Here is an 18603-nt window from a genome sequence, read left to right as displayed (position 1 = left end):
GAGGATTTAAGGATGCCCAACTTGGTTAGACGGCATGCCATAGGTGTCCCAGCAAATATAGAAGAGTACCAATGTAGTCCGATTTGCATCGGACCCTATGGATACAACCGTCCTCCTGATTAGCGATGAAGCTCAGCAGGCTCACTCTATGAGCCACTGAACGCCGAGGATGAGCGCATCACACCAGGAGATGCGCCATGCCGATGAACCGAGTCCAGTTCCAGAAGGGGCTGTCGTTGCCGGAGTTCATGAGCCGCTACGGAACCGAACAGCAGTGCGAGCAGGCGCTGGTCGCTGCGCGCTGGCCCGGCGGCTTCGTCTGCCCGGGCTGCGGCGTCATGCAGTCGCGCACCTCGTTCCGCCGGGAGGGCCGGCTGTACTGGCAGTGCGCCGGTTGCCAGTACCAGTGCAGCGTGACCAGCGGCACCGTCTTCGAGGCCACCAAGCTGCCGCTGACGCGCTGGTTCCTGGCGATGCAGCTTCTCACCCAGGCCAAGAACAACGTCTCGGCGCTGGAGCTGACTCGGCAGCTCGGCGTGAGCTACCGCACCGCCTGGCTCATCAAGCACAAGCTGCTGCAAGCCATGGCGCTGGCTGAGTCCGAGCGCCAACTCACCGGCCGCGTCGAGATCGACGACGCCTATCTTGGCGGGGAACGCAGCGGCGGCAAGACCGGCCGAGGCTCCGAGAACAAGGTGCCCTTCGTCGTGGCAGTGCAGACCACCGAGGACGGCCGGGCGCACTTGGCTTGCCTGTCGGCGCGACCGTTCACCAAGGCTGCGCTGCAGGACTTCATCGCCACCAGCATGGGTTTGCCGCTGACCGTCGTCTCCGACGGCCTGGGCTGCTTCACTGTGGCCGCCTCGATGGGTGCGGTTCACGACCGCGAGGTCACCGGTGGTGGCAAGCCCAGCGTGCTCAACGAGAAGTTCCGCGCCGTCAACACACTCATCGGCAACGTCAAGACCGCGCTGACCGGAACGTACCACGCCATCAAGTTCGCCAAGTACGGCTACCGCTACCTCGCCGAGGTGCAATTCCGCTTCAACCGGCGCTACGACATGCACGCCATGCTCGGCAGCCTGCTGCGGGCTCTGGCCAAGACCCCCAGGCAGCCCGAGCGCGGAATCAGGGTTGCTGAGGTTCATCGCTAATCAGGACCGTCCTAAGGCCGCTTCTCCTCGCGGCCAAGGGCCGCTTGGGGTCGTCCAGGGACAGCGGCCTCGCTGACTTGAACGCCAGAAAGCGGTCGCTCTTTGGCGTGCGACACGGCTCCTAACGGCTTCCACCGACACAGCACTGTTTCCCGACCTTCCTCGGGCCCTTGGCACAATCGGTGAATGCCGAACATTGCATCAGTGCTCAAGGCCGAGATCGTTCGTCTGGCTCGCAAGGAGTTGCGCAGCGAGGTCGATTCGATCAGGAAGGCGCTCGCCGCTGCGCGCACGGAAAGCGCCGCGTTGAAGCGCAGAGTCAGCGAGCTGGAACGGTCCGTGCGGCAGTCCGCGCGCGCCGCGCCCGCTCGGCCGCCATCACCACCTGCGGTCGAGGAAGCGGACGGCGCCGACAGATTCCGGTTCCGAGCCTCCGGTATGGCTAGCAATCGCAAGCGCCTGGGCTTGTCGGCTGCGGATTTCGGGTTGCTCGTCGGCGCATCCGGACAGAGCGTTTATGCCTGGGAGCAGGGCAAGGCACGCCCCAGAGGGAAGAACCTCGCGGCCATCGCTTCCTTGCGCGGGGTCGGCAAGCGCGAGGTGGTGGAGCGCTTGGCAGCCCTGAAGTCGGGCGAGCAGTCGTAGGCGAGCCGACGCGCGGTCCGGCGTCCTGACCGGACCACCGGCGAGCGCGCCTCGCCACCCTTGAAGTGCGCAGGCTCGATGGGATCCTGACTGCATGGTGGGCCGCCGGCCTGCCATGCAACCGATCAGGAGTCCCTCATGAAATTCTCCAAAGCCGAGGTCGACGCCATCATCGAGGCGTCTCCTCGCACCTTCGTTCCCTTCAACAAGCTGGAGCTGTCCGAGGACCACCAGGCCCGCAGCGCCACGGCGCCCGTGATGTCGCTGCCGGAACTGGCCGCGTCGATCAAGGACAGCGGCGTGCTGCAGAACCTTGTCGTGGTCCAGGCGGCGCGCGGGCGCTACGAGGTCTGCGCAGGCGGACGGCGGCTCGCCGCGCTCACGCTGCTCGTGCAGCAGGGCGACATCGCCGACAACTACCCCGTGCCGGTGCTCGTCGTGCCGGCCGACAAGGCGCTCATCGCGAGCCTTGCCGAGAACTGCTTCCACGTGCCGATGCACCCGGCCGACGAGTTCGCCGCCTTCGCCAGACTGCTCGCGCAGGGCAAGTCCGTCGAGGACGTGGCCGCAGCCTTCGGCGTGACGCCGCTCATCGTCAAGCGACGCATGAAGCTCGCCACCGTCTCGCCCCAGCTGATGGCCCTGTACCGCGAAGGCGGCATCGGCCTGGACTGCCTCATAGTGCTGGCCTCGGTCGACGATCACCAGCGCCAGGAGCAGGCCTGGGCCGGTCTGCCGAGCTGGAACCAGCGCCCGGAACATCTGCGGCAGTTGCTGACCCGGGGCGAGATCGAGTCGGACGCTGACCCGCTGGCCCGCTACGTCACCGTCAAGGCCTACGAGAAGGCCGGCGGACCACTGCGCCGCGACCTGTTCAGCGACGACGATCGCAAGGCCTACCTGCTGGACCCGGCCCTGCTGGAGCGCCTCGCCGCCGACAAGCTGGGCAAGCGCGCGAAGCAACTGCTGTCTGAAGGCTGGAAGTGGGTCGACATCCGTCCGCGTTTCGCCTACGACGAGTACGTCAAGCACGGCGAGCTGCGCAAGCCCCGCCGCGCACCGACGCCCGAGGAAGCCGAGACGCTGAAGGCGCTGGACACGCGCATCGCTGCCCTGCAAGAGCCGATGGACGCGCTGGTGGACCGCGACGGCGATGGCGATGCCGGCGAGGGCGTCAGCGGCGCCAGCGAGGCGAACGACGCCGCCGACGAGGTGGACGCGTCGCGCGACCGTGCCTTCCTGGCCCTGGAGTCCGAGGCCGATGGGCTGGAGGAAGAGCGCAAGGCGAGACTGGAAGCGTTGACCGAATGGCCCGTGGCCTGGATGGCGCTCGCCGGGTGCGTGCTGCATGTGGACACGGACGGCCGTGCCGCGATCAAGGCAGGGCTCATCCGTCCCGAGGATCGGGCCGATCTGGCGCAGGCCATCACCAAGGCTGCCGAACAGAAGTCGGCCGGTGGAGGCGGCTCGGAAGGCGACGCGGATCCTGCGCGCGGTTCGGGGCTACCGGCCCTGCAGTCGCTTCCATCGGCAGCCGGCGCCTCAGCACGGCCCGTGCACTCCGAGAAGCTCATGCGCCGCCTCACGGCCCACCGCGTTGCCGCGATCCAGGCCGAGCTGCTGGACCGACCCGACGTTGCGCTGGCGGCACTGACGACCCACCTGACGCTGAAGCTGCTGGCCGACCCGCTCCATGGCGCCTACCGACTGCCGAACCTGCTGGCGATCAGCGCGACCGGCAACCAGCACGAACTGCGGGGCGCGGCCGAGGACATCGAGGCGAGCCCGGCGGCTCAGCGCATCGAAGCCGACCGCATCGCCTGGATCGAGCACCTGCCCAAGGAACCCGACGCAGTGTTCGACTGGATGCTGCGGCAGCCGCCGCAGACGGTGCAGCGGCTGCTCACCTTCCTGGTCGCGTCCACCGTGAACGGCATCACCGGCGCCGACACCGGCCGACCGGTCAATGACGGTCTGGCCCGCGCGCTCGGCCTGGACATGACGCGATGGTGGTCGGCGACGGGGGAGGCCTACCTTCAGCACGTGTCCAAGGCGAGGGTGGTCGAGGTGGTGCACACCGTGGCCGGCGCCAAGGCGGCAGGTCCGCTCGCGGCGCTGAAGAAGGATGCCGCCGTGGCGCAGGCCGAACAACTGCTCGCCGGGCGTGGCTGGTTGCCCGACTGTCTGCGCGTGCAGCCGCACGCCGATGCCCCGGCGACGGGTGGCGAGGAGGTCGACGCCAACGATCCAGTACGGGCCGAGGCGCCCGCCTGCGCCTGAACGCAGGGCCGGCCCGGGCCCGGCCGGCTCATGCGACCGGGACAGGCGTGTCACCGTCGTCCCCGATGCTCCGCGGCCCGGGCTTGCCGGTCTCGCCCTGGGCCGGGTCGCGGCTCCCTGCAGGCGAGCGCCGGATCGCACCGATGTACGCGATATGGGCAGCTGCACATATCGCCTATTTAGGTTCGTCCGCGGTTATGCGCAGCAAGGGCCGCAAGCCGAGCGATCCACCTATGACGTAGGCCGTCGCGACCGCGCATAACGCTTCCAAGATCGTCCTCCCCGGTGGCCGCTGTGGCCGCCGTCAACGAGGAGACGATCATGGATTCGCTCAACTCCAATGGGCCCGGCGCGCTGGCGCTGGAGCCGCTCTGCCAAGGCGCTGCGCAGGAACTGCTGATGCGCAGCTACACCATCCGCACCGTCAATCGCTACAAGCGGGTGTGGAAGCAGCTGGCCGACTTCGTCCGCGCCCAGGGCCTGCCTGCCGAGTACACGCGTGAACTGGCCCTGCGTTTCGAGCAGGCGTACGGCGTTCGCGACGGGGAGGTGCTCAAGCTCGGCCAACAGTGGCGGCGGCACCTGGTCTTCGGCATCAAGGTGCTCGACGACTTCGCGCGCACCGGCACCATCAGCCGCTTCGTAGTCGAGACCACCGGGCTTCGAGTACCGGCGGGCATGCACAAGCCCCTGCGGGAGTACGAGCAATACGCCAGGGAGCGGCGGCATCTTCGGCCCACCAGCCTGGCCGAGCGGATGCACAACATCGCGGTCTTCCTGGACTTCCTGCGCACTCGCGGCCTGGAGACGCTGGACGCCCTGCAGGCCGAACACCTCAGCGCCTTCGTTCAGACCCGTACGGACTGGAAGCCGAGGACCGTAGCGTGCGTCTCGTCCAGCGTGAGGCTGTTCCTGCAGTTTCTCTTCATGCGCGGCGCCCTGCCGCGCGACCTCAGCGCTGCCATCCCAACCGTTCGACTGGCCAGCAATGCCAAGGTGCCGTCGGCGTGGGAGCCAGAACTGGTCGAGCGGCTGCTTGCTGCCGTCGATCGCAGCTCGCCGAAGGGCCGGCGTGACTACGCCATCTTGATGCTCGCCTCGCGCTTGGGTCTTCGCCTGGGCGACATCAAGCGCTTGACGCTCGATCAATTGCACTGGACCACGTCCACCATCGAGATCGTGCAGAACAAGACGGGGGAGCCGCTGGTGCTGCCGCTGATCGAGGAGGTCGGCGCCGCACTCATCGACTACCTGCGAGCTGGGCGACCGCCGGTCGAGCACCGGCATCTGTTCACCAACCTGACGCCACCGTTCTCGCCGATCTGCCAGAACGACCGGCTCCACCGCGTCGTGGCGTACTGGCGGGAACTGGCCGGGATCAAGTTCAAGACCCCGCAGCGTCAGGGACTGCACTCGCTGCGCCATACGTTGGCCACCCGGCTGCTCGGGGCGCAGACGCCGTTTCCCGTCATCTCGGCCGTTCTGGGGCATGCCTCGCCGGCAACGACCTTCATCTATGCCAAGGCCGACGTGGAGACCCTGCGCATCGCGGCCATCGATCCGGAGGAGGTGTTCCATGGCCACGCCTCGTAAGCCCGTGACATTCACCGGCAGCAGCCCCCTGGCTCCGCTGATGGCGCAATACGTTCAGGAGAAGCGAGCCTGTGGCTATCGCTTCAACCCCGCCGCATCCAGCCTGCGCCGACTCGACGCCCACCTGTGCAGCCAAGGCTTGCAGCAAGTCGAGTTGCCCAAGGCCGCGACCGCATCCTGGCTGGCCAAGCAGCCGCACGAGACCGGCAAGACCCAGCGCGCACGGGTCAACCTGGTTCGCAACTTCGCCTTGTTCATGCGCCGACTGGACCTTCCTGCCGACGTGCCTGATCACGCCGTGGGCGCCAAGGATTCGAGGCCATTCCTGGCGCGCGTGTTGACGCACGGGGAAGTGCGCCGCTTGCTCGAAGCCGCCGACCGGATCGAGCCGATGGCGTCGACTCACCTGCGCCACATCGTGCTGCCGGAGCTGCTGCGCGTGCTGTACGGATGCGGCCTGCGTCTCGAAGAGGCTCTGCGCCTGCGCATGCGCGACGTCGACCTAGTCCAGGGGGTGCTGCGCATCAACGACACCAAGTTCCGCAAGGACCGCCTGGTGCCGCCGGCCCGGCCCCTGGTCGTTCGTCTGCAGAAGTACGCGGCCGCGCTGGGGCCTCGTTCGGACGACGAGTACTTCTTCCCATCGCCTCGCGGCGGCCGGCTGGACGGCGGTGGCGTGTACCGCAATTTCAGGGAACTGCTGCACCGATGCGGCATCGGCCACGGCGGCCGCGGCGAAGGGCCTCGACTTCACGACCTGCGCCACACCTTCGCGGTACATACCCTGCTGCGCTGGTACCGCGAGGGTGCCGATCTGCAGCCCAGGATGCCGGTGCTGGCGACCTACCTCGGGCACGCCTCGATCGACGGCACCCAGGACTACCTGCAGATGACCGCCGAGCTGCATCCGGAGATCGTCTCGCGGTCGGACGCGGCCTACAGCGACGTCATTCCACCCAGGCCCTGGAGGTCGTCATGAAGCCGACCGACCTCTCCTTGCACGTGACGAACTACCTCACGCGCTACCTCGCCGGCCAGCGCAACCTGAGCCCGAACACGATCAAGGCCTACCGCGATGTGTTCACGCTGCTCCTGCGCTTTGGCCGCGACGGACGCGGCATTGCCGTCGAGCGCCTCTGCCTGGCCGACATCGACGTGACCTTCGTCGAGGCCTTCCTCGATCACCTGTCGCAGGAGCGGAAGTGTTCAATCCGCACACAGAACCAGCGGCTGGCCGTGCTGCACGCATTCTTCCGCTACGTGCAGTCGGAGGTGCCCGAGCGGATGCTGCAGTGCCAGAAGATCATGGCGATGCCGCTGCGGCGCCATGTCCAGGTGCCGGTGGCCTACATGTCCAAGGACGAGCTGACTCAGGTGCTGGCGCATCCCGATCCGACCACGCCGGCCGGGCGGCGCGACGCGGTGATGCTCAGCGTGCTGTACGACACCGGCGCCCGGGCGCAGGAGTTGATCGACCTGAACGCCCACGATGTGCGTTTGACAACGCAGGCCCAGGTCAGGTTGCTGGGCAAGGGGCGCAAGGTTCGCGTGGTGCCTTTGATGGACGCCACGGCTCGGCTGTTGCGTGAACACCTGCGGGAGAACGATCTCGATCGGCCCGAGCGAGGCCACCTGCCGGTGTTCCAGAACCGCCAGGGCGGGCGCTTGTCGCGGTCGGGCCTGCGGTACCTTCTGCACTGCCACGTGCAGGCCGCCCGGTCGGCCGTGCCCGGCTTCACGCAGAAGATCAGCCCCCACAGCATGCGGCACACCAAGGGCATGCACCTGCTGCAGAGCGGCGTGTCGCTGGAGATGATCCGCGACTTCCTCGGGCACGTGGATGTGAAGACGACGCAGATCTACGCCCGGGCGAACCTGGAGATGAAGCGGCGCGCTTTGGAGAAGGTGGCCGGCGAGTCGCCGTCGCCAGCGTTGCCATCCTGGCAGCAGAGCAAGTCTCTGCTCGACTGGTTGCGCTCGCTATAGCCGCGCAGAGTAGCTTGTCAGTCGGCGGCCAGGGCATGGATGATCGGGCAACTGCCCGTGGCCGCCCCCGTATCGCATTGGCGCAGCAGCGCCAACAAGGCCTTGCGCATCGCCTTCAGGTCGGCGAGCTTCTCTTCGATGACCTGCAACTTGTGCCCGGCAAGCTCGCGTGTTTCAGCACAGGCGCAGGCCTCGTCCAGCTCCAGCATGCTGGCGACTTCCTCCAGCGTGAAGCCCAGCACCTGCGCGCGCTTGATGAACCGTACACGCTTGATCGCCGCCGGGCCATAGCGGCGATGTCCGCTCGCCGGTTTGTCCGGTTCAGCCATCAAGCCGCGGCGCTGGTAGTACCGGATCGTCTCGACGTTCACGCCGGCCTCGTCGGCCAATCGCCCTATCGTCAGCTCGCTTGTCATCTGGACCCCTTGACTCCGTACCATGGTACGGACTCTAGACTTTCCGACATCAAACAAGTTCACCCGGTGTATGGCCACGTTCAAAGCAAGAGGTTCACTGCTCGCCGGCGCGTTGGCCGCCGTCGGCGCGTCGGTGTGCTGCGTCGGTCCGCTCGTGCTTTTGACGCTGGGCATCGGCGGTGCGTGGATCTCCAACCTGACGGCGCTGGAGCCTTTGAGGCCCTGGTTCATCGCTGCGACGCTGCTGTTCCTGGGTCTGGCGTTCCGGCGTCTGTACCTGCAGCCACAGGTCTGCGAGCTCGGCGCGGCGTGTGCCGAGCCGATCGTCCTCAAGCGGCAGCGGCTGATCTTCTGGCTGGTGACGCTGGGGCTGCTCGCGTTGTTGTCGGTGCCCTGGTTGGCGCCATTCTTTCTGTGAAGGACCTACCCATGCGCCATTTGATTGCCGCAGCACTCGTCATGCTGATGCCCTTGGCTTCGCTGGCTGCGCCGCCGCAGACCGCCGTGCTCGACGTGCAGAACATGACCTGCGGGCTGTGCCCGGTCACGGTGAAGAAGTCACTCGAGAAGGTGGCCGGTGTGAGCCAGGCTCAGATCGACTTCGCGAAGAAGACGGCCACCGTCACGTTTGACGCCGACAAGACCAACGCAACGGCACTGGCGAAGGCCACGACGGATGCTGGCTTCCCCTCGACGGTGAGGAAGTGATCATGGCTGACCCGGAACTGGAATCGGTGCTGACATGCCCGGCGTGCGGCCACGCCAAGCGTGAGGTGATGCCGACCGACGCGTGCCAGTTCTTCTACGAGTGCGAGCACTGCAAGACCGTGCTGCGGCCGACGGCCGGCGACTGTTGCGTGTTCTGTTCCTACGGCTCGGTCAAGTGTCCGCCCGTGCAGATGCAGCGCGGGTGCTCGAGCTGTAGCGCCTGAAGGCCACGACCCGCGCGGCAGTACTTCACCCGCGCCGGCGGGGCTGCGCGCACGACATCAGCCGGCCGGCGTCTGGGTAGGCCGGCTGAATGCGCTTGGATGGCTCCTACACCCGAACCGTCCCGCGTAGATCAGCGGAGTTATGTTGAGTCAGACGCGACCTCTCGCATGTCGGGCGTGAGCGCAGCGGGCTTTCTGCGCATAACCGCGGACTGGCCTAAATAGGCGCCGGCCGAGCGCAGGCGGGCATGGCCCGCGATGCGGGCCACACGCAGCCGCGCCTGGCGGTCGAGCTCCTGATCGACAGGCCCACCGCCACGCACCGGCGCGGGCGTGCCTGTCGTGTCCTGGTACTGGCCTTGAAGGTGGTCGTGCCGCGCCCCGTGCCCGGTGGTGCCGCTCTCGCGCTTTGTGAGGCCGAACTTGCGCAGCGCATAGTCCAGCCGACGGAGGTTGGACTTCAGGTCCCGATCCGGCGCCCCCATGTGTGCGTCATGGCCGCTGACCACGCTGCGGGCATGCGCGATGGCCGACTGCTGCTCCTCGGTGGCCAGCGGCAGCCAGCGCGCACGGCCTCCCTTGCCCTTCGTCCACAGATACCGATCCGCCTCCCGTTGCTCGTCGGGCAGGCCTGTCTCCTCGAACGGATGCACGTGGGCGTAGGGGCGGCACATCACCGACTCCTTGCGCCGCAGGCCGACCTTCACCATCAGGCGCATCGACGCGCCGATGCGGGCATCGTAGGCAGAGACCTGGGCCAGCAAGGCCTCCACGTCGATGCCGTTGCCGCTCCAGCTCTTGTCGCGCTGGGCGTTCTCGTGGCGCTCGTATTCGTCAGGCGTCAGGCCGTAGTGCTCGGGCCTGCGGATGAAGCCCGGCTTGTTGAGCCACATCGCCAGGCCGCGCAGGAAGCTCAGGTAGGTCTGGATCGTCCCCGGCGAAAGCTTCCGGCGCTGCCAGACCTTCACCATCGCCTGGACATGCCGCTGTCCCAGGTTGCGGGGATCGGGTGCCAGCTTGAAGCCGGCGTCGGTGTGCAGCTCGCGGAAGAAGCGTCGCAGGAAGTGGGCGCGCTCGTAGCGCGTCTTGTGCGACACGGTCTTCTCCAGCGCGGTGTGCAGCGGGTTGAACAGCTCGATCAGCACGTCCACCACCCGGTTCACGGGCGTCCTGCCCGGCGGGTACATGGCCAGCACCTGCTGGGGCGACTTGCCGGCCCAGTTCTGGCGGCGTGGCGAGTCCTGGCCATGCAGTCGGCCTGGGCTGGCCGAGGTCATCGAGGAGTTCCTGGAAGGGCGGGTGGATGAGGAGGGCAGGGTGGAGCCTTCGCGCGGGTCGTTGCGGCGGTCGTTGAGGGAGAGCGGTGGCTGCCGGCGGCGGCGCGAGGGTTCTGCACGGCGGATACGGGACATGGTGGGCTTTCTGCAAGGTGGCGGACTGCCCGAACAGCACGCCGGTGGATGAATGGTCCGGGGGACCGGAATCGGAGGAATCCATCTGGACATCCCCGGGGCGGATTCCTGGCAAGCCCACGGCGATGGAGATCGTGTGCAACGTCGGTGCGGCGGTCGATCTCTGCAGCGCCACACCCACCCATGGCTTTGCTGTCCGGGCTCCTCATGGTCTTCGGCGAGGGGCCTGGTCAGCTCGGTCAGACTTAAAAATGGAACACGTTGATCCAGGCCGTCTGCGCATTTCTGCGACGCGACGACAAGGGTGATGTCCACCCCGCTCGGGGCTGGGTGCGACATCGACGCCAGGGTCGAGCCCTGGGTCATTCGGTGGATCAGGCCTGGTGTGCAGCGCCGGCCGCTCGCATGGGTCCACCCCTGACCGAGAGTCCAGGGCGGTGTCGAGTTGATGAGCGAGGGTCGTGCGGGGAGCCTCATGGAGGCCATCACGCCGCGCGATGCGCGTCATGCGCGCGTGCTCAAAGGCTGGCGGGAACGGTGCGCGGCATCAAGTGCCGCCACGGGGTTCTGCTGCGCCGGTGCGCCTCTGGAGCGCCCAGCCGTCATCGCGGGGATGCGGCAGGCAAGGACCGGGCAGGTCACTGCGGTGGTGGATGACTCGGCACGCTCGCGGCGTCGATCCTTCTGGAGGTCGAGGCCGGTCGCGCCACCCGTTCGGGACGGGAACTTCGGTTGAAGGCACGAGGCAGGTAACGACTGCGACGCCTGCGATGCTCGTCTTCTTCGAGAGGACGGAGCGGGCCAGGAGCCCTCGGGAGCCCACAGTGGAAACTGCGACGCCATCCACGGTCAAGGCCGCATGCGCAGCGCCCGCCGCAAGACCCCTGATCGGGCGGCCCTTGGGGCAGGCAGTTGACGGCGCGAGATTCGGCGGCAGGGCCCATCTAGCGTGGCAATGGCCCGGATCGCCAGCAACGGCGCGGGGTTGACAGGCAAGGCTGCCGCCTCAGGTACCCCGACTGGGCCGGCACCGGCCTCGCTTGGCGGTGTGAGGCGCCGGCGTGCGCGCCGATGGACGGGGTTGACGAGTGACTTTGCAGTGTGACCGTGGTGACACCACGCGGCCTCCTCGTCCGTTCGGTGTCATCCGAGGGGCAGTGCAGTGCTTCTGCAGTGCCAGCGCAGTGACACCGGGACGGATCCGATGTCGAAATCGCGCCTGCAGAGGCAGGTATCCGCGTGGAGGAACAGGGTCGGTCTGTCGATCCTGAGCACTCTCTCGTTCACTCGGAGAACACCATGAACCTGATCGTGAGGGCGGTGGATGTCGGTTCCGGCAACACCAAGTTCGTCACCGGCACGGCAGACAGCGAGATCCGCTGCGCGAGCTTCCCGTCGCTGGCCTACCCGTCCAGCAACGGACAACCACTCTGGCCCGGCGGCGATGGGGCCAAGACGATGTTCATCCCGGTCGGGTCGCTCTTCTATGAAGTCGGTCCCGAGGTCAGGCTCGCGGCCGACACCTTCCGGGCGACGCAGCTGCACGACGACTACATCGAGTCGCCGGAGTACATGGCGCTGCTGCGCGGTGCGCTGCGCTCGATGCGGCAGAGCCAGATCGACCTGCTGGTCGTCGGGCTTCCGGTGGCGCTGTTCGCGGTGAAGAAGACAGCCCTGGAGCGGGTCATGACGGGCGAGCACGATGTCGGCGGCGGCAGGAAGGTCAGTGTGGTGCGCACGCTGGCCGTTGCCCAGCCTCAGGGCGCGCTGGCCTTCTACGCGCACGCCCACGGCAAGCTGGGCGAGATCGCCAAGGAGCGCAGCCTAATCATCGATCCGGGTGCGAGAACCTTCGACTGGCTCGTCGCCCAGGGCATGCGACTGGTGCAGAAGCAGAGCCACTCCGTGAATCGGGGTGTCGCCGACGTGCTGAAGCTGCTCGCCGCCGAGATCACCAAGGACATCGGCACGCCCTTCCGCGATCTGGACGCCATCGACATGGCGCTGCGGACCGGGAAGGCCCCGGTCATCTTCCAGAAGCCCTACGACCTCAAGCGGCTGCTGCCGCTGGCCGAGAGCGTGACGGAGCAGGCCGTGTCGAGCATGAAGGAGTGGATCGAGTCGCCGCACAGCCTGCAGAACATCATCCTCGTGGGCGGAGGCGCCTTCCTGTTCCGGAAGGCCGTGAAGTCGGCGTTTCCGCGCCACCGGATCCTCGAGATCAAGGAGCCTGTGTTCGCCAACGTGAGGGGGTTCCAGTTGGCCGGGATGACCTACGCGCGAACCGTGCTGGCGGCCGATCGCGACAGGTCGACCGCGGCCGAGCGCGCCGCAGGAGATGCCGCATGACCGGCCCCACCAAGACCTCGGAGCCGCCACGCATCCGGCTCGTGTTCCAGCTCGAGAGGGCGGAACTGCCTCGTCTCTATGACGAACTCGCACGGTTCCACAAGGGCGTGAAGCGCGTCGGCAGGCTGCGCACGCTGGCCTATGAGGGACTGCTGGTCCAGCAGGGCATCCTGAAGCTCCCTGGGCAGGCATCGAGCGATGTGTCCGGGTCGATCGGTTTCGACGGCGACGGGGCGGAAGTCACGAACGGACTCTTCGAGCCCGCGATCGACGGCCGGGATGGACCATGAGGAGTCGTGCGAGGTGCCGCCAGGGTAGGTCGGTAGGGGCCTCCGAGCTGGCGCAGATGGGCCGGTGCGAACGCCTGGTGGTTCTCGAATCCCTGCACGGCCCGCGTCGAAGCACTCCACAGGAAGAGGCGCGCCGGAAGGGCATTGCTGCCCATCTGCGCTTCGAACTGCAGGGTCGGCGCGCCACAGCGCCAGGCGAGGGGTCGACTCGGCGACCGGGCGAGAGGTGCTTCATCGCCACGATGGTCTTCGGAGACGCATGGCAGACCCATGCGCTGCGTGACTTCAGGGACACGGTCCTGAGGCCACGGCCGTGGGGGCGACGCCTGGTGGCAGCCTACTATGCCGCCGGTCCGCGACTTTGCAGAGTGCTCCAGCGCTGCCCGCCGTTGCTGTGGATGACCAGGGGCACCCTGGGTTTCGTGGCGCATGGCTGGCGGCGATGGTCGGCGAGGCGTCGACCATGAGGTTCGAGCTGATGTGGCCGTGGGTGCTGCTCCTGGCTGTTGCCTTGGCGGTCACGTGGCACCTGGTCCGGCGGCACCGCGCACGCGTCGCGGAGCGGCGGGACCGACCGGCCGGGCTGCGGGACGCCGAACTGATCTGCGTGGAGTCGCAGTTCAGGTCGAAGAGCCGCTGGCCCATCGTGGCCCGGGTGGACAGGGCCTATCGGCTGCCGGGCGGTCTGGTCGTGCTGGTTGAACTGAAGACGCGGTCGACTGCGGCGGTGAGGGCGCCGGATGTCATCCAGCTCTCGGCGCAGCGGTTGGCCGTGGAGGATGAACTGCGTGTCCAGGTGTCTGACGAGGCGTTCGTGATCTTTCCTGGTCGGCACTCAGCGCCGCCGACCTCACGAGCGGTCCGCTTGATGTCGCGGGAGCAAATCGAAGCCGTTGCAGCGATGCACCGTCGACTGATCGATGGACTCGATCGCCCGCAGTGGCCCGACAGCGAGCATGTTTGTCACGGCTGTGGGCAGCGAGCGGCCTGCGGCGCCGCTGGCGACGGCCTCGCGGGTGCGGTCCGGAGGCGCTAGAATGTCCAAAATATTCGACAATTCTTCGGACCAAGCTGTGGACCTCTCCAACCTGGGCACCATCATCCGCGAGCGGCGCGAGGCGCTGGGACTGACGCAGTCCCGGCTTGCGCAGCTGAGCGGGCTTTCGCGGCAGACGCTGGTCGGCCTGGAGGCGGGCGCTCTGAGCGATCTGGGATTCAACCGGGTCGCGCAGGTGCTGGCCGTGCTGGGGCTGGACCTCGATCCGCCCAGCCAGGCCGCGCGCGCTCGGAAGCGGGGCCTGTGGATGGCGGCGAAGAACGCCAGCGTTAGCTACGTCCAGGAGGTGCCGCCCGACACGCTCGGTCACGCGCTGGTCAGCGGCAGCGTACCGAAGGGCTACTCGGCCCACCTGACGCACCTGCTTGACGAGGCGCCGGTGCCCCTGGTGGTGATGGCCGTGGAGGAAGCCGCCGCGAACGAGGGCGTGGCCCCCAAGGCTGTGTGGCGCAACGTTGCGAAGCTCGCCAGGTCACTGGCCGTGCACCGGCAGGGCCTGTGGGCGTGATGACGGCGTGATGAAGTCGCTGCCGTCCGGCCCCTGGGAAGTTCTGTTCGAGCGAGCGCTGCGGCTGGTCGACGATATCCAGCGCCATGGGGGACTTGCGGACCCGTTCTGGACCTTCGGAGGCGGAACCGTCCTGATGTTCAGGTACGGACACCGCCTCAGCAAGGACATCGACATCTTCGTGCCGGACCCGCAGTACCTCGGCTACGTGACGCCCCGACTCAGCGACACGGCGGCATCCCTGACCGAGGAGTACACGGAGATGCCGGGCTCGTTCGTCAAGCTGCAGTTCGAGGAAGGCGAGATCGACTTCGTGGCCGCACCGAACCTCACCGACGCGGCCTGGGAGCGGTGGGAGATCCAGGGGCGGCCGGTGCGCGTCGAGACGGCTGCGGAGGTGATCGCCAAGAAGATGTACCACCGCGGGGACCGTGCGACGGCGCGTGATCTTTTCGACCTCGCCATGGTGGTCGAGCGGGAGCCGGACGCGCTGGCGGCAGCCGCGCCTTTCCTCATGCGGCACCGGGACAGGTTCCTGGAGCAGATCAGGCAACCCGGGGCCGGGTTTGTGGCGACCTTCGAGGCGATCGCTGCGACTGGGTATCGGCCGAGCCTGGAGCACTGCGTCGAGGTTGCCACCGCCCACCTGTCCGCGTTAAAGGACCGATGAGCCTCGCGACGTTGCAGGCCACGAGCGGGACCGCCAGAATGTCGTTGCTGACGGTCTCAAGACGTCCCATGCGGACAAGGGGAACAGACGGGGGAACAAGTCAGTTTTCCTCGGCACTTTTCCCAATGAGATCAACAGCTTAGGTCGCCGTTTTGGATCCCATCAGCCACCCCACCCCAGCGTTCCATCCGGTCCCACGCCGGACCCAACCTTCCGCCAGACCAACGACTCAGCCAGTCGCTTGAGTCAGGAAGGCTCCGTTGGTCTGCACCTGGAGGTCTCGCCCTCTGGGTCCACGCGCCGGTTCTGGAATGACCGGGCGATGGTCCGGACAAGTGTCTTGCCCTCGGTGGCCATTCAGACCTGGGTCTGAAGCAAGCCAGGCTCGCGCGTGATGGCGCCCTGGGCGGCAACACCGGGTTCGACCCCGCCAAGCAGGTCGAGGGACGCGAACGCAAACTCGCGGTCGGCACGTTGGCAATGCTCCTGGCCGTGACCATCACTGCATCCAGCGTGCAGGACCGCGAGACGACTGGGCCCGTCGGCAGCAGCCATTCCACGAACTCGGGGTCCTGCCTCCCCGGGCCCGCCAGGATGAGCTCGGCAGGCCAGTCATCAGCCAAGTTCAGCTTCTTCAGCGCCGGCCCGGATGGAGCCCGCGTCGTCGACCGTGCGCTGGTGGCCGAGCAGGTCAGGAAAGACTTCGCCCTCGACAGCGGCCTTTCGTGTCGATGTGCCACCGCAGGGGGCCTCGTTCTAAATTGGAGAGAGCGAGAGTGGAAGTTCCCGGCGCGGAACTTCAGTCCTCGCGCACTGACGATTGGCTGGATCGTGGCTGCACGCCGCCGACGCCGCGCGGGACGATGGTGAACCCGCGATCCTGACTGCAGGAGAGCCCATGCCAAAGATCAACACCGGACAGCCGGCAGATGCCAACCGGTTCTCGCCCTCGGCACGATCGGACACCACCGGACAGCCCCCAGGCGTGGAGCGAACTGCGGGTCGTCTACAGGCCCGCGTGGGCTCCAGCGAGGCCCTGCCTGCCTGGATGCGGCGGTCGTCCCAGAGTTCTCGCGAAGCGTGTGCAACTGGAGCCTCGGCAACTCCTCCGGGGCCACTGGCGGAGTCCTCAACGCTGGAACAGCAGGCCGCAAGAACCATTCAGGATGCGGTGAGAGGGCTCATCAGGCGTCGGGACCAAACGACCACACCCGGGCACGCTCACGGTGAACAGATCAAGGCGCTGATGCTCAATCCCGCCATGGGTGAAGCACCCTCGTTCTTTGCCAGTTCCAAGATTGTAGGGAGTCAACCATTTCGTGAGGGCAGTGTCGGTGACTTCGACAAGGAAAGAGTGTTGACGCGGGATGCCTACAGACGGGTATTGGAAACCAATGTGGCGTCAGTGATGCTGGGGCATGAACACTACATCACCACGCAGACCGAGAAGATGCAGAAAGCTGAGCGGGCGATCGAGCAGTGGGTGAGGAAAGCCTTGGACGACGTGGATGCCGCCATTGGCGGGTCGCCTTATGGCTCCCCTGATTGGGAAGAGCGCAGCGACAACACGCATGCGATGCTGAAGAGTTTGTACGACCAGTCGCCAGAACTGAAGGTCTATTTCGACAACGATCAAAGTGCGCAGTTTGCAAACGGTCTGGCACAAGCACAGCAAGAGAACAGCAGCGAGTTGGCGGTTTCAGCGCTGCGAGTGGCCGGCTTGCTTCAGGCAGTTGCCTGGCTCGCGCCGACGCAGGACGATCTCCTCCATCCTCAACAGAACGAGGTCGTGCGCGACGTGAGGGGGGCGTATGACGGTGACCACCCGTTCTTCGAAGGGCGGGGGCGCCAGTCGGTCAAGGACGAGACCGCTCGAAGCCAAACAGGTTTCAAAGGCATTATCACCAGCGAGCGGGCGCCACTCCTTGACATCCACCGTCTTTCGCAACCGGCAACGCGGGCGCAAACGACGAATGTGCCCAGCCATGATGTGCCGCAAAAGCCTGGCGCGAATGAAGACACCTTGCCGGCATGGTTGACGGAACCCACGGCGCGCAAGATGCCCTTCGTGAACTCGATATCGGGGCTCGGGATGCTTTCTGCAATAGCCGACAGTTTGGAGTTGTTGCCAACAGCCAGAGAAGACAAGCAGGATTTCTTTGATCTGGTGGCGGCCGCACAACTCTACTTTGTTGGCGGACATACCTTTCATGAGTTCTTGTCAGGCTCCGAAGTCGGGCAGGGCATCCTCAGGGCTGCAAGCGCAGAGGCTGGGGTGGTTCAAGAACCCGATGGCATCAACTTCAAGGATTGTCTGGAACGCATTCCTTCCGACGTCTACGAGAGGGCTGCGCAGTTGATGAACGAAGCCGCGACGCAGGCAAGGGAAACATAGAGCGCATGCTTCAGGTGCGGTCGCGTCCGTACACCGCCAACAGGACGGCGAACGAACTCAGCACCGACGCGCACAGCCGGTTCAGCCGGCGCAGCGCCACTTCCCTGAGGTGACGCGCGATCTGCACGCCGCCGGCCGCATAGCAGGCCATCACCACCACATCCAGCGCGGCTGTCACCAAGGCCAGCAAGACGTATTGCGGCCACTGCGGTTGCGTGGTGTCGATGAACTGCGGCAGGAAGGCCGAGAAGAACAGCAGGCCCTTCGGGTTGGACAACGCCACCAGCAAGCTGCGCCTGAACGCGCGTTGCAGTGCCGAGCGGGCTTGTGCATCCCCTTCGAAGGCCACGACCCGCAGAGTCTCCGGTTGGCTGCGCCACAGCACGACGGACAGCCAGCACAAGTAGGCCACCCCCAGCCACTTGACGGTCTGGAACAGCACTTCGGAGGCTGCCAGCGCAGCACCCAGGCCCAGCGCGACGGCCCCGATCAGCAGCAGATCCGACAGCGCCGCCCCGGCGATGCCAGCGGCCACGATCCGCGTGCGCCCCGTGGTGCCGTTGCTCAGCGCCAGCAGCATGGTCGGGCCAGGCAGTACCGTGACGGAGAAGCAGGCCGCGGCGTACAGGAGCAGGGTGGTGGCGGACAAGGTGTTGCGGGTCTCGCTGCAGGGAATACGAGTCTTCCACATCTTCACACCATCGTCATCTGCTTCGTCAACGATCGGTGATCTAGAAATGCACTCGGTTACCAAGTTAGGGCAACGTGTACATAACAATCTAGATGAGCGTCACATTGAGCGCAAGAGCATGCATCCAGCGTACAGGCGAAAGGGCCCCGAGTGAACATCGAATCCGAGTCGAGGCCCTTGGCAACGGAGGACGTCGACCTCTTCAAGGCGTACCAGAGCGCAGTT

19 protein-coding genes are annotated in these 18603 nt (G+C 66.5%); 16 read left to right on the top strand and 3 right to left on the bottom strand.

Features of this window, described 5'->3' with window-relative positions; all coding sequences use genetic code 11:
- Positions 1-197 precede the first annotated feature (197 nt).
- The 6 genes from ACPOLB_RS05460 to ACPOLB_RS05435 all read left to right on the top strand — a co-directional run bounded on the left by ACPOLB_RS05460 (position 198) and on the right by ACPOLB_RS05435 (position 7658).
- Complete coding sequence (locus tag ACPOLB_RS05460; protein ID WP_425260306.1) at positions 198-1154, top strand: IS1595 family transposase; 957 nt, start codon at positions 198-200, stop codon at positions 1152-1154.
- A gap of 186 nt (positions 1155-1340) precedes the next feature.
- Positions 1341-1799, top strand: coding sequence for a helix-turn-helix domain-containing protein (locus ACPOLB_RS05455; protein WP_425260305.1), 459 nt, complete (start codon positions 1341-1343; stop codon positions 1797-1799).
- 138 nt (positions 1800-1937) lie between these two features.
- Positions 1938-4079: a ParB/RepB/Spo0J family partition protein gene (locus ACPOLB_RS05450; protein ID WP_425260304.1), complete on the top strand. Its 2142-nt coding sequence runs from the start codon at positions 1938-1940 to the stop codon at positions 4077-4079.
- Positions 4080-4364: 285 nt separating this feature from the next.
- Positions 4365-5672, top strand: coding sequence for a site-specific integrase (locus ACPOLB_RS05445; protein WP_425259228.1), 1308 nt, complete (start codon positions 4365-4367; stop codon positions 5670-5672).
- Positions 5656-6651, top strand: coding sequence for a tyrosine-type recombinase/integrase (locus ACPOLB_RS05440; protein WP_425259227.1), 996 nt, complete (start codon positions 5656-5658; stop codon positions 6649-6651). The genes ACPOLB_RS05445 and ACPOLB_RS05440 overlap by 17 nt, the downstream gene beginning before the upstream one ends.
- Entirely contained in the window at positions 6648-7658 is a 1011-nt protein-coding gene (locus ACPOLB_RS05435; protein WP_425259225.1) for a tyrosine-type recombinase/integrase, read from the top strand. Before ACPOLB_RS05440 ends, ACPOLB_RS05435 begins: the two co-directional genes overlap by 4 nt.
- Before the next feature lie 17 nt (positions 7659-7675).
- Here ACPOLB_RS05435 and merR read toward each other — a convergent pair whose 3' ends face one another.
- A complete protein-coding gene (gene merR / locus ACPOLB_RS05430; RefSeq protein WP_425259224.1) occupies positions 7676-8074 on the bottom strand; it encodes an Hg(II)-responsive transcriptional regulator in 399 nt (132 codons plus the stop codon).
- A gap of 70 nt (positions 8075-8144) precedes the next feature.
- On the opposite strand from merR, the gene ACPOLB_RS05425 reads away from it, so the two are divergent.
- The 3 genes from ACPOLB_RS05425 to ACPOLB_RS05415 are packed head-to-tail and all read left to right on the top strand — an operon-like array spanning position 8145 to position 9006.
- Entirely contained in the window at positions 8145-8492 is a 348-nt protein-coding gene (locus ACPOLB_RS05425) for a mercuric transporter MerT family protein (RefSeq protein WP_425259223.1), read from the top strand.
- 11 nt (positions 8493-8503) lie between these two features.
- Complete coding sequence (gene merP / locus ACPOLB_RS05420; protein ID WP_425259222.1) at positions 8504-8782, top strand: mercury resistance system periplasmic binding protein MerP; 279 nt, start codon at positions 8504-8506, stop codon at positions 8780-8782.
- A 2-nt stretch (positions 8783-8784) separates the two neighbouring features.
- Complete coding sequence (locus tag ACPOLB_RS05415; RefSeq protein ID WP_425259221.1) at positions 8785-9006, top strand: GDCCVxC domain-containing (seleno)protein; 222 nt, start codon at positions 8785-8787, stop codon at positions 9004-9006.
- Positions 9007-9146: 140 nt separating this feature from the next.
- Here ACPOLB_RS05415 and ACPOLB_RS05410 read toward each other — a convergent pair whose 3' ends face one another.
- Positions 9147-10418, bottom strand: a complete 1272-nt coding sequence (locus ACPOLB_RS05410) for a phage integrase N-terminal domain-containing protein (protein ID WP_425260303.1) — start codon at positions 10416-10418, stop codon at positions 9147-9149.
- Positions 10419-11717: 1299 nt separating this feature from the next.
- Between ACPOLB_RS05410 and ACPOLB_RS05405 the strand changes: the two genes are divergently transcribed.
- From ACPOLB_RS05405 to ACPOLB_RS05375, 7 genes are all read left to right on the top strand, one after another.
- A complete protein-coding gene (locus ACPOLB_RS05405; RefSeq protein ID WP_425260301.1) occupies positions 11718-12767 on the top strand; it encodes a PRTRC system protein D in 1050 nt (349 codons plus the stop codon).
- Complete coding sequence (locus ACPOLB_RS05400; protein ID WP_220787588.1) at positions 12764-13057, top strand: hypothetical protein; 294 nt, start codon at positions 12764-12766, stop codon at positions 13055-13057. The genes ACPOLB_RS05405 and ACPOLB_RS05400 overlap by 4 nt, the downstream gene beginning before the upstream one ends.
- On the top strand, positions 13054-13524 hold the full coding sequence (locus ACPOLB_RS05395) for a CFI-box-CTERM domain-containing protein (protein ID WP_375142780.1): 471 nt from the start codon (positions 13054-13056) through the stop codon (positions 13522-13524). Before ACPOLB_RS05400 ends, ACPOLB_RS05395 begins: the two co-directional genes overlap by 4 nt.
- On the top strand, positions 13521-14093 hold the full coding sequence (locus ACPOLB_RS05390) for a hypothetical protein (RefSeq protein WP_425260299.1): 573 nt from the start codon (positions 13521-13523) through the stop codon (positions 14091-14093). The genes ACPOLB_RS05395 and ACPOLB_RS05390 overlap by 4 nt, the downstream gene beginning before the upstream one ends.
- A gap of 1 nt (position 14094) precedes the next feature.
- Positions 14095-14622: a helix-turn-helix transcriptional regulator gene (locus ACPOLB_RS05385; protein WP_425260297.1), complete on the top strand. Its 528-nt coding sequence runs from the start codon at positions 14095-14097 to the stop codon at positions 14620-14622.
- Positions 14623-14632: 10 nt separating this feature from the next.
- Positions 14633-15292, top strand: a complete 660-nt coding sequence (locus tag ACPOLB_RS05380; protein WP_425260296.1) for a nucleotidyl transferase AbiEii/AbiGii toxin family protein — start codon at positions 14633-14635, stop codon at positions 15290-15292.
- Between the two features lie 1261 nt (positions 15293-16553).
- Positions 16554-17687 (top strand): hypothetical protein, encoded by a 1134-nt coding sequence (locus tag ACPOLB_RS05375; protein ID WP_425260295.1) that lies wholly within the window; start codon positions 16554-16556, stop codon positions 17685-17687.
- Positions 17688-17697: 10 nt separating this feature from the next.
- Here the strand turns inward: ACPOLB_RS05375 and ACPOLB_RS05370 are convergent, their stop codons facing one another.
- Positions 17698-18378, bottom strand: coding sequence for a LysE family translocator (locus ACPOLB_RS05370; RefSeq protein WP_425261876.1), 681 nt, complete (start codon positions 18376-18378; stop codon positions 17698-17700).
- Between the last annotated feature and the right edge of the window lie 225 nt (positions 18379-18603).

This window comes from Rubrivivax soli, assembly GCF_049810355.1.
Taxonomy (GTDB): Bacteria; Pseudomonadota; Gammaproteobacteria; order Burkholderiales; family Burkholderiaceae_C; genus Rubrivivax.
This window is presented reverse-complemented; position numbering and strand designations above follow the sequence as displayed.

Excerpts from the sequence above, each read along its gene's own strand:
- merR (WP_425259224.1), bottom strand. The coding sequence starts at position 8,074 with ATGACAAGCGAGCTGACGATAGGGCGATTGGCCGACGAGGCCGGCGTG.
- ACPOLB_RS05370 (WP_425261876.1), bottom strand. The coding sequence starts at position 18,378 with ATGTGGAAGACTCGTATTCCCTGCAGCGAGACCCGCAACACCTTGTCC.
- ACPOLB_RS05410 (WP_425260303.1), bottom strand. The coding sequence starts at position 10,418 with ATGTCCCGTATCCGCCGTGCAGAACCCTCGCGCCGCCGCCGGCAGCCA.
- ACPOLB_RS05395 (WP_375142780.1), top strand. The coding sequence starts at position 13,054 with ATGAGGAGTCGTGCGAGGTGCCGCCAGGGTAGGTCGGTAGGGGCCTCC.
- ACPOLB_RS05455 (WP_425260305.1), top strand. The coding sequence starts at position 1,341 with ATGCCGAACATTGCATCAGTGCTCAAGGCCGAGATCGTTCGTCTGGCT.
- ACPOLB_RS05460 (WP_425260306.1), top strand. The coding sequence starts at position 198 with ATGCCGATGAACCGAGTCCAGTTCCAGAAGGGGCTGTCGTTGCCGGAG.
- ACPOLB_RS05375 (WP_425260295.1), top strand. The coding sequence starts at position 16,554 with ATGGGTGAAGCACCCTCGTTCTTTGCCAGTTCCAAGATTGTAGGGAGT.
- ACPOLB_RS05415 (WP_425259221.1), top strand. The coding sequence starts at position 8,785 with ATGGCTGACCCGGAACTGGAATCGGTGCTGACATGCCCGGCGTGCGGC.
- ACPOLB_RS05385 (WP_425260297.1), top strand. The coding sequence starts at position 14,095 with ATGTCCAAAATATTCGACAATTCTTCGGACCAAGCTGTGGACCTCTCC.
- ACPOLB_RS05450 (WP_425260304.1), top strand. The coding sequence starts at position 1,938 with ATGAAATTCTCCAAAGCCGAGGTCGACGCCATCATCGAGGCGTCTCCT.
- ACPOLB_RS05380 (WP_425260296.1), top strand. The coding sequence starts at position 14,633 with ATGAAGTCGCTGCCGTCCGGCCCCTGGGAAGTTCTGTTCGAGCGAGCG.
- ACPOLB_RS05440 (WP_425259227.1), top strand. The coding sequence starts at position 5,656 with ATGGCCACGCCTCGTAAGCCCGTGACATTCACCGGCAGCAGCCCCCTG.
- ACPOLB_RS05435 (WP_425259225.1), top strand. The coding sequence starts at position 6,648 with ATGAAGCCGACCGACCTCTCCTTGCACGTGACGAACTACCTCACGCGC.
- ACPOLB_RS05425 (WP_425259223.1), top strand. The coding sequence starts at position 8,145 with ATGGCCACGTTCAAAGCAAGAGGTTCACTGCTCGCCGGCGCGTTGGCC.
- ACPOLB_RS05405 (WP_425260301.1), top strand. The coding sequence starts at position 11,718 with ATGAACCTGATCGTGAGGGCGGTGGATGTCGGTTCCGGCAACACCAAG.
- merP (WP_425259222.1), top strand. The coding sequence starts at position 8,504 with ATGCGCCATTTGATTGCCGCAGCACTCGTCATGCTGATGCCCTTGGCT.
- ACPOLB_RS05390 (WP_425260299.1), top strand. The coding sequence starts at position 13,521 with ATGAGGTTCGAGCTGATGTGGCCGTGGGTGCTGCTCCTGGCTGTTGCC.
- ACPOLB_RS05400 (WP_220787588.1), top strand. The coding sequence starts at position 12,764 with ATGACCGGCCCCACCAAGACCTCGGAGCCGCCACGCATCCGGCTCGTG.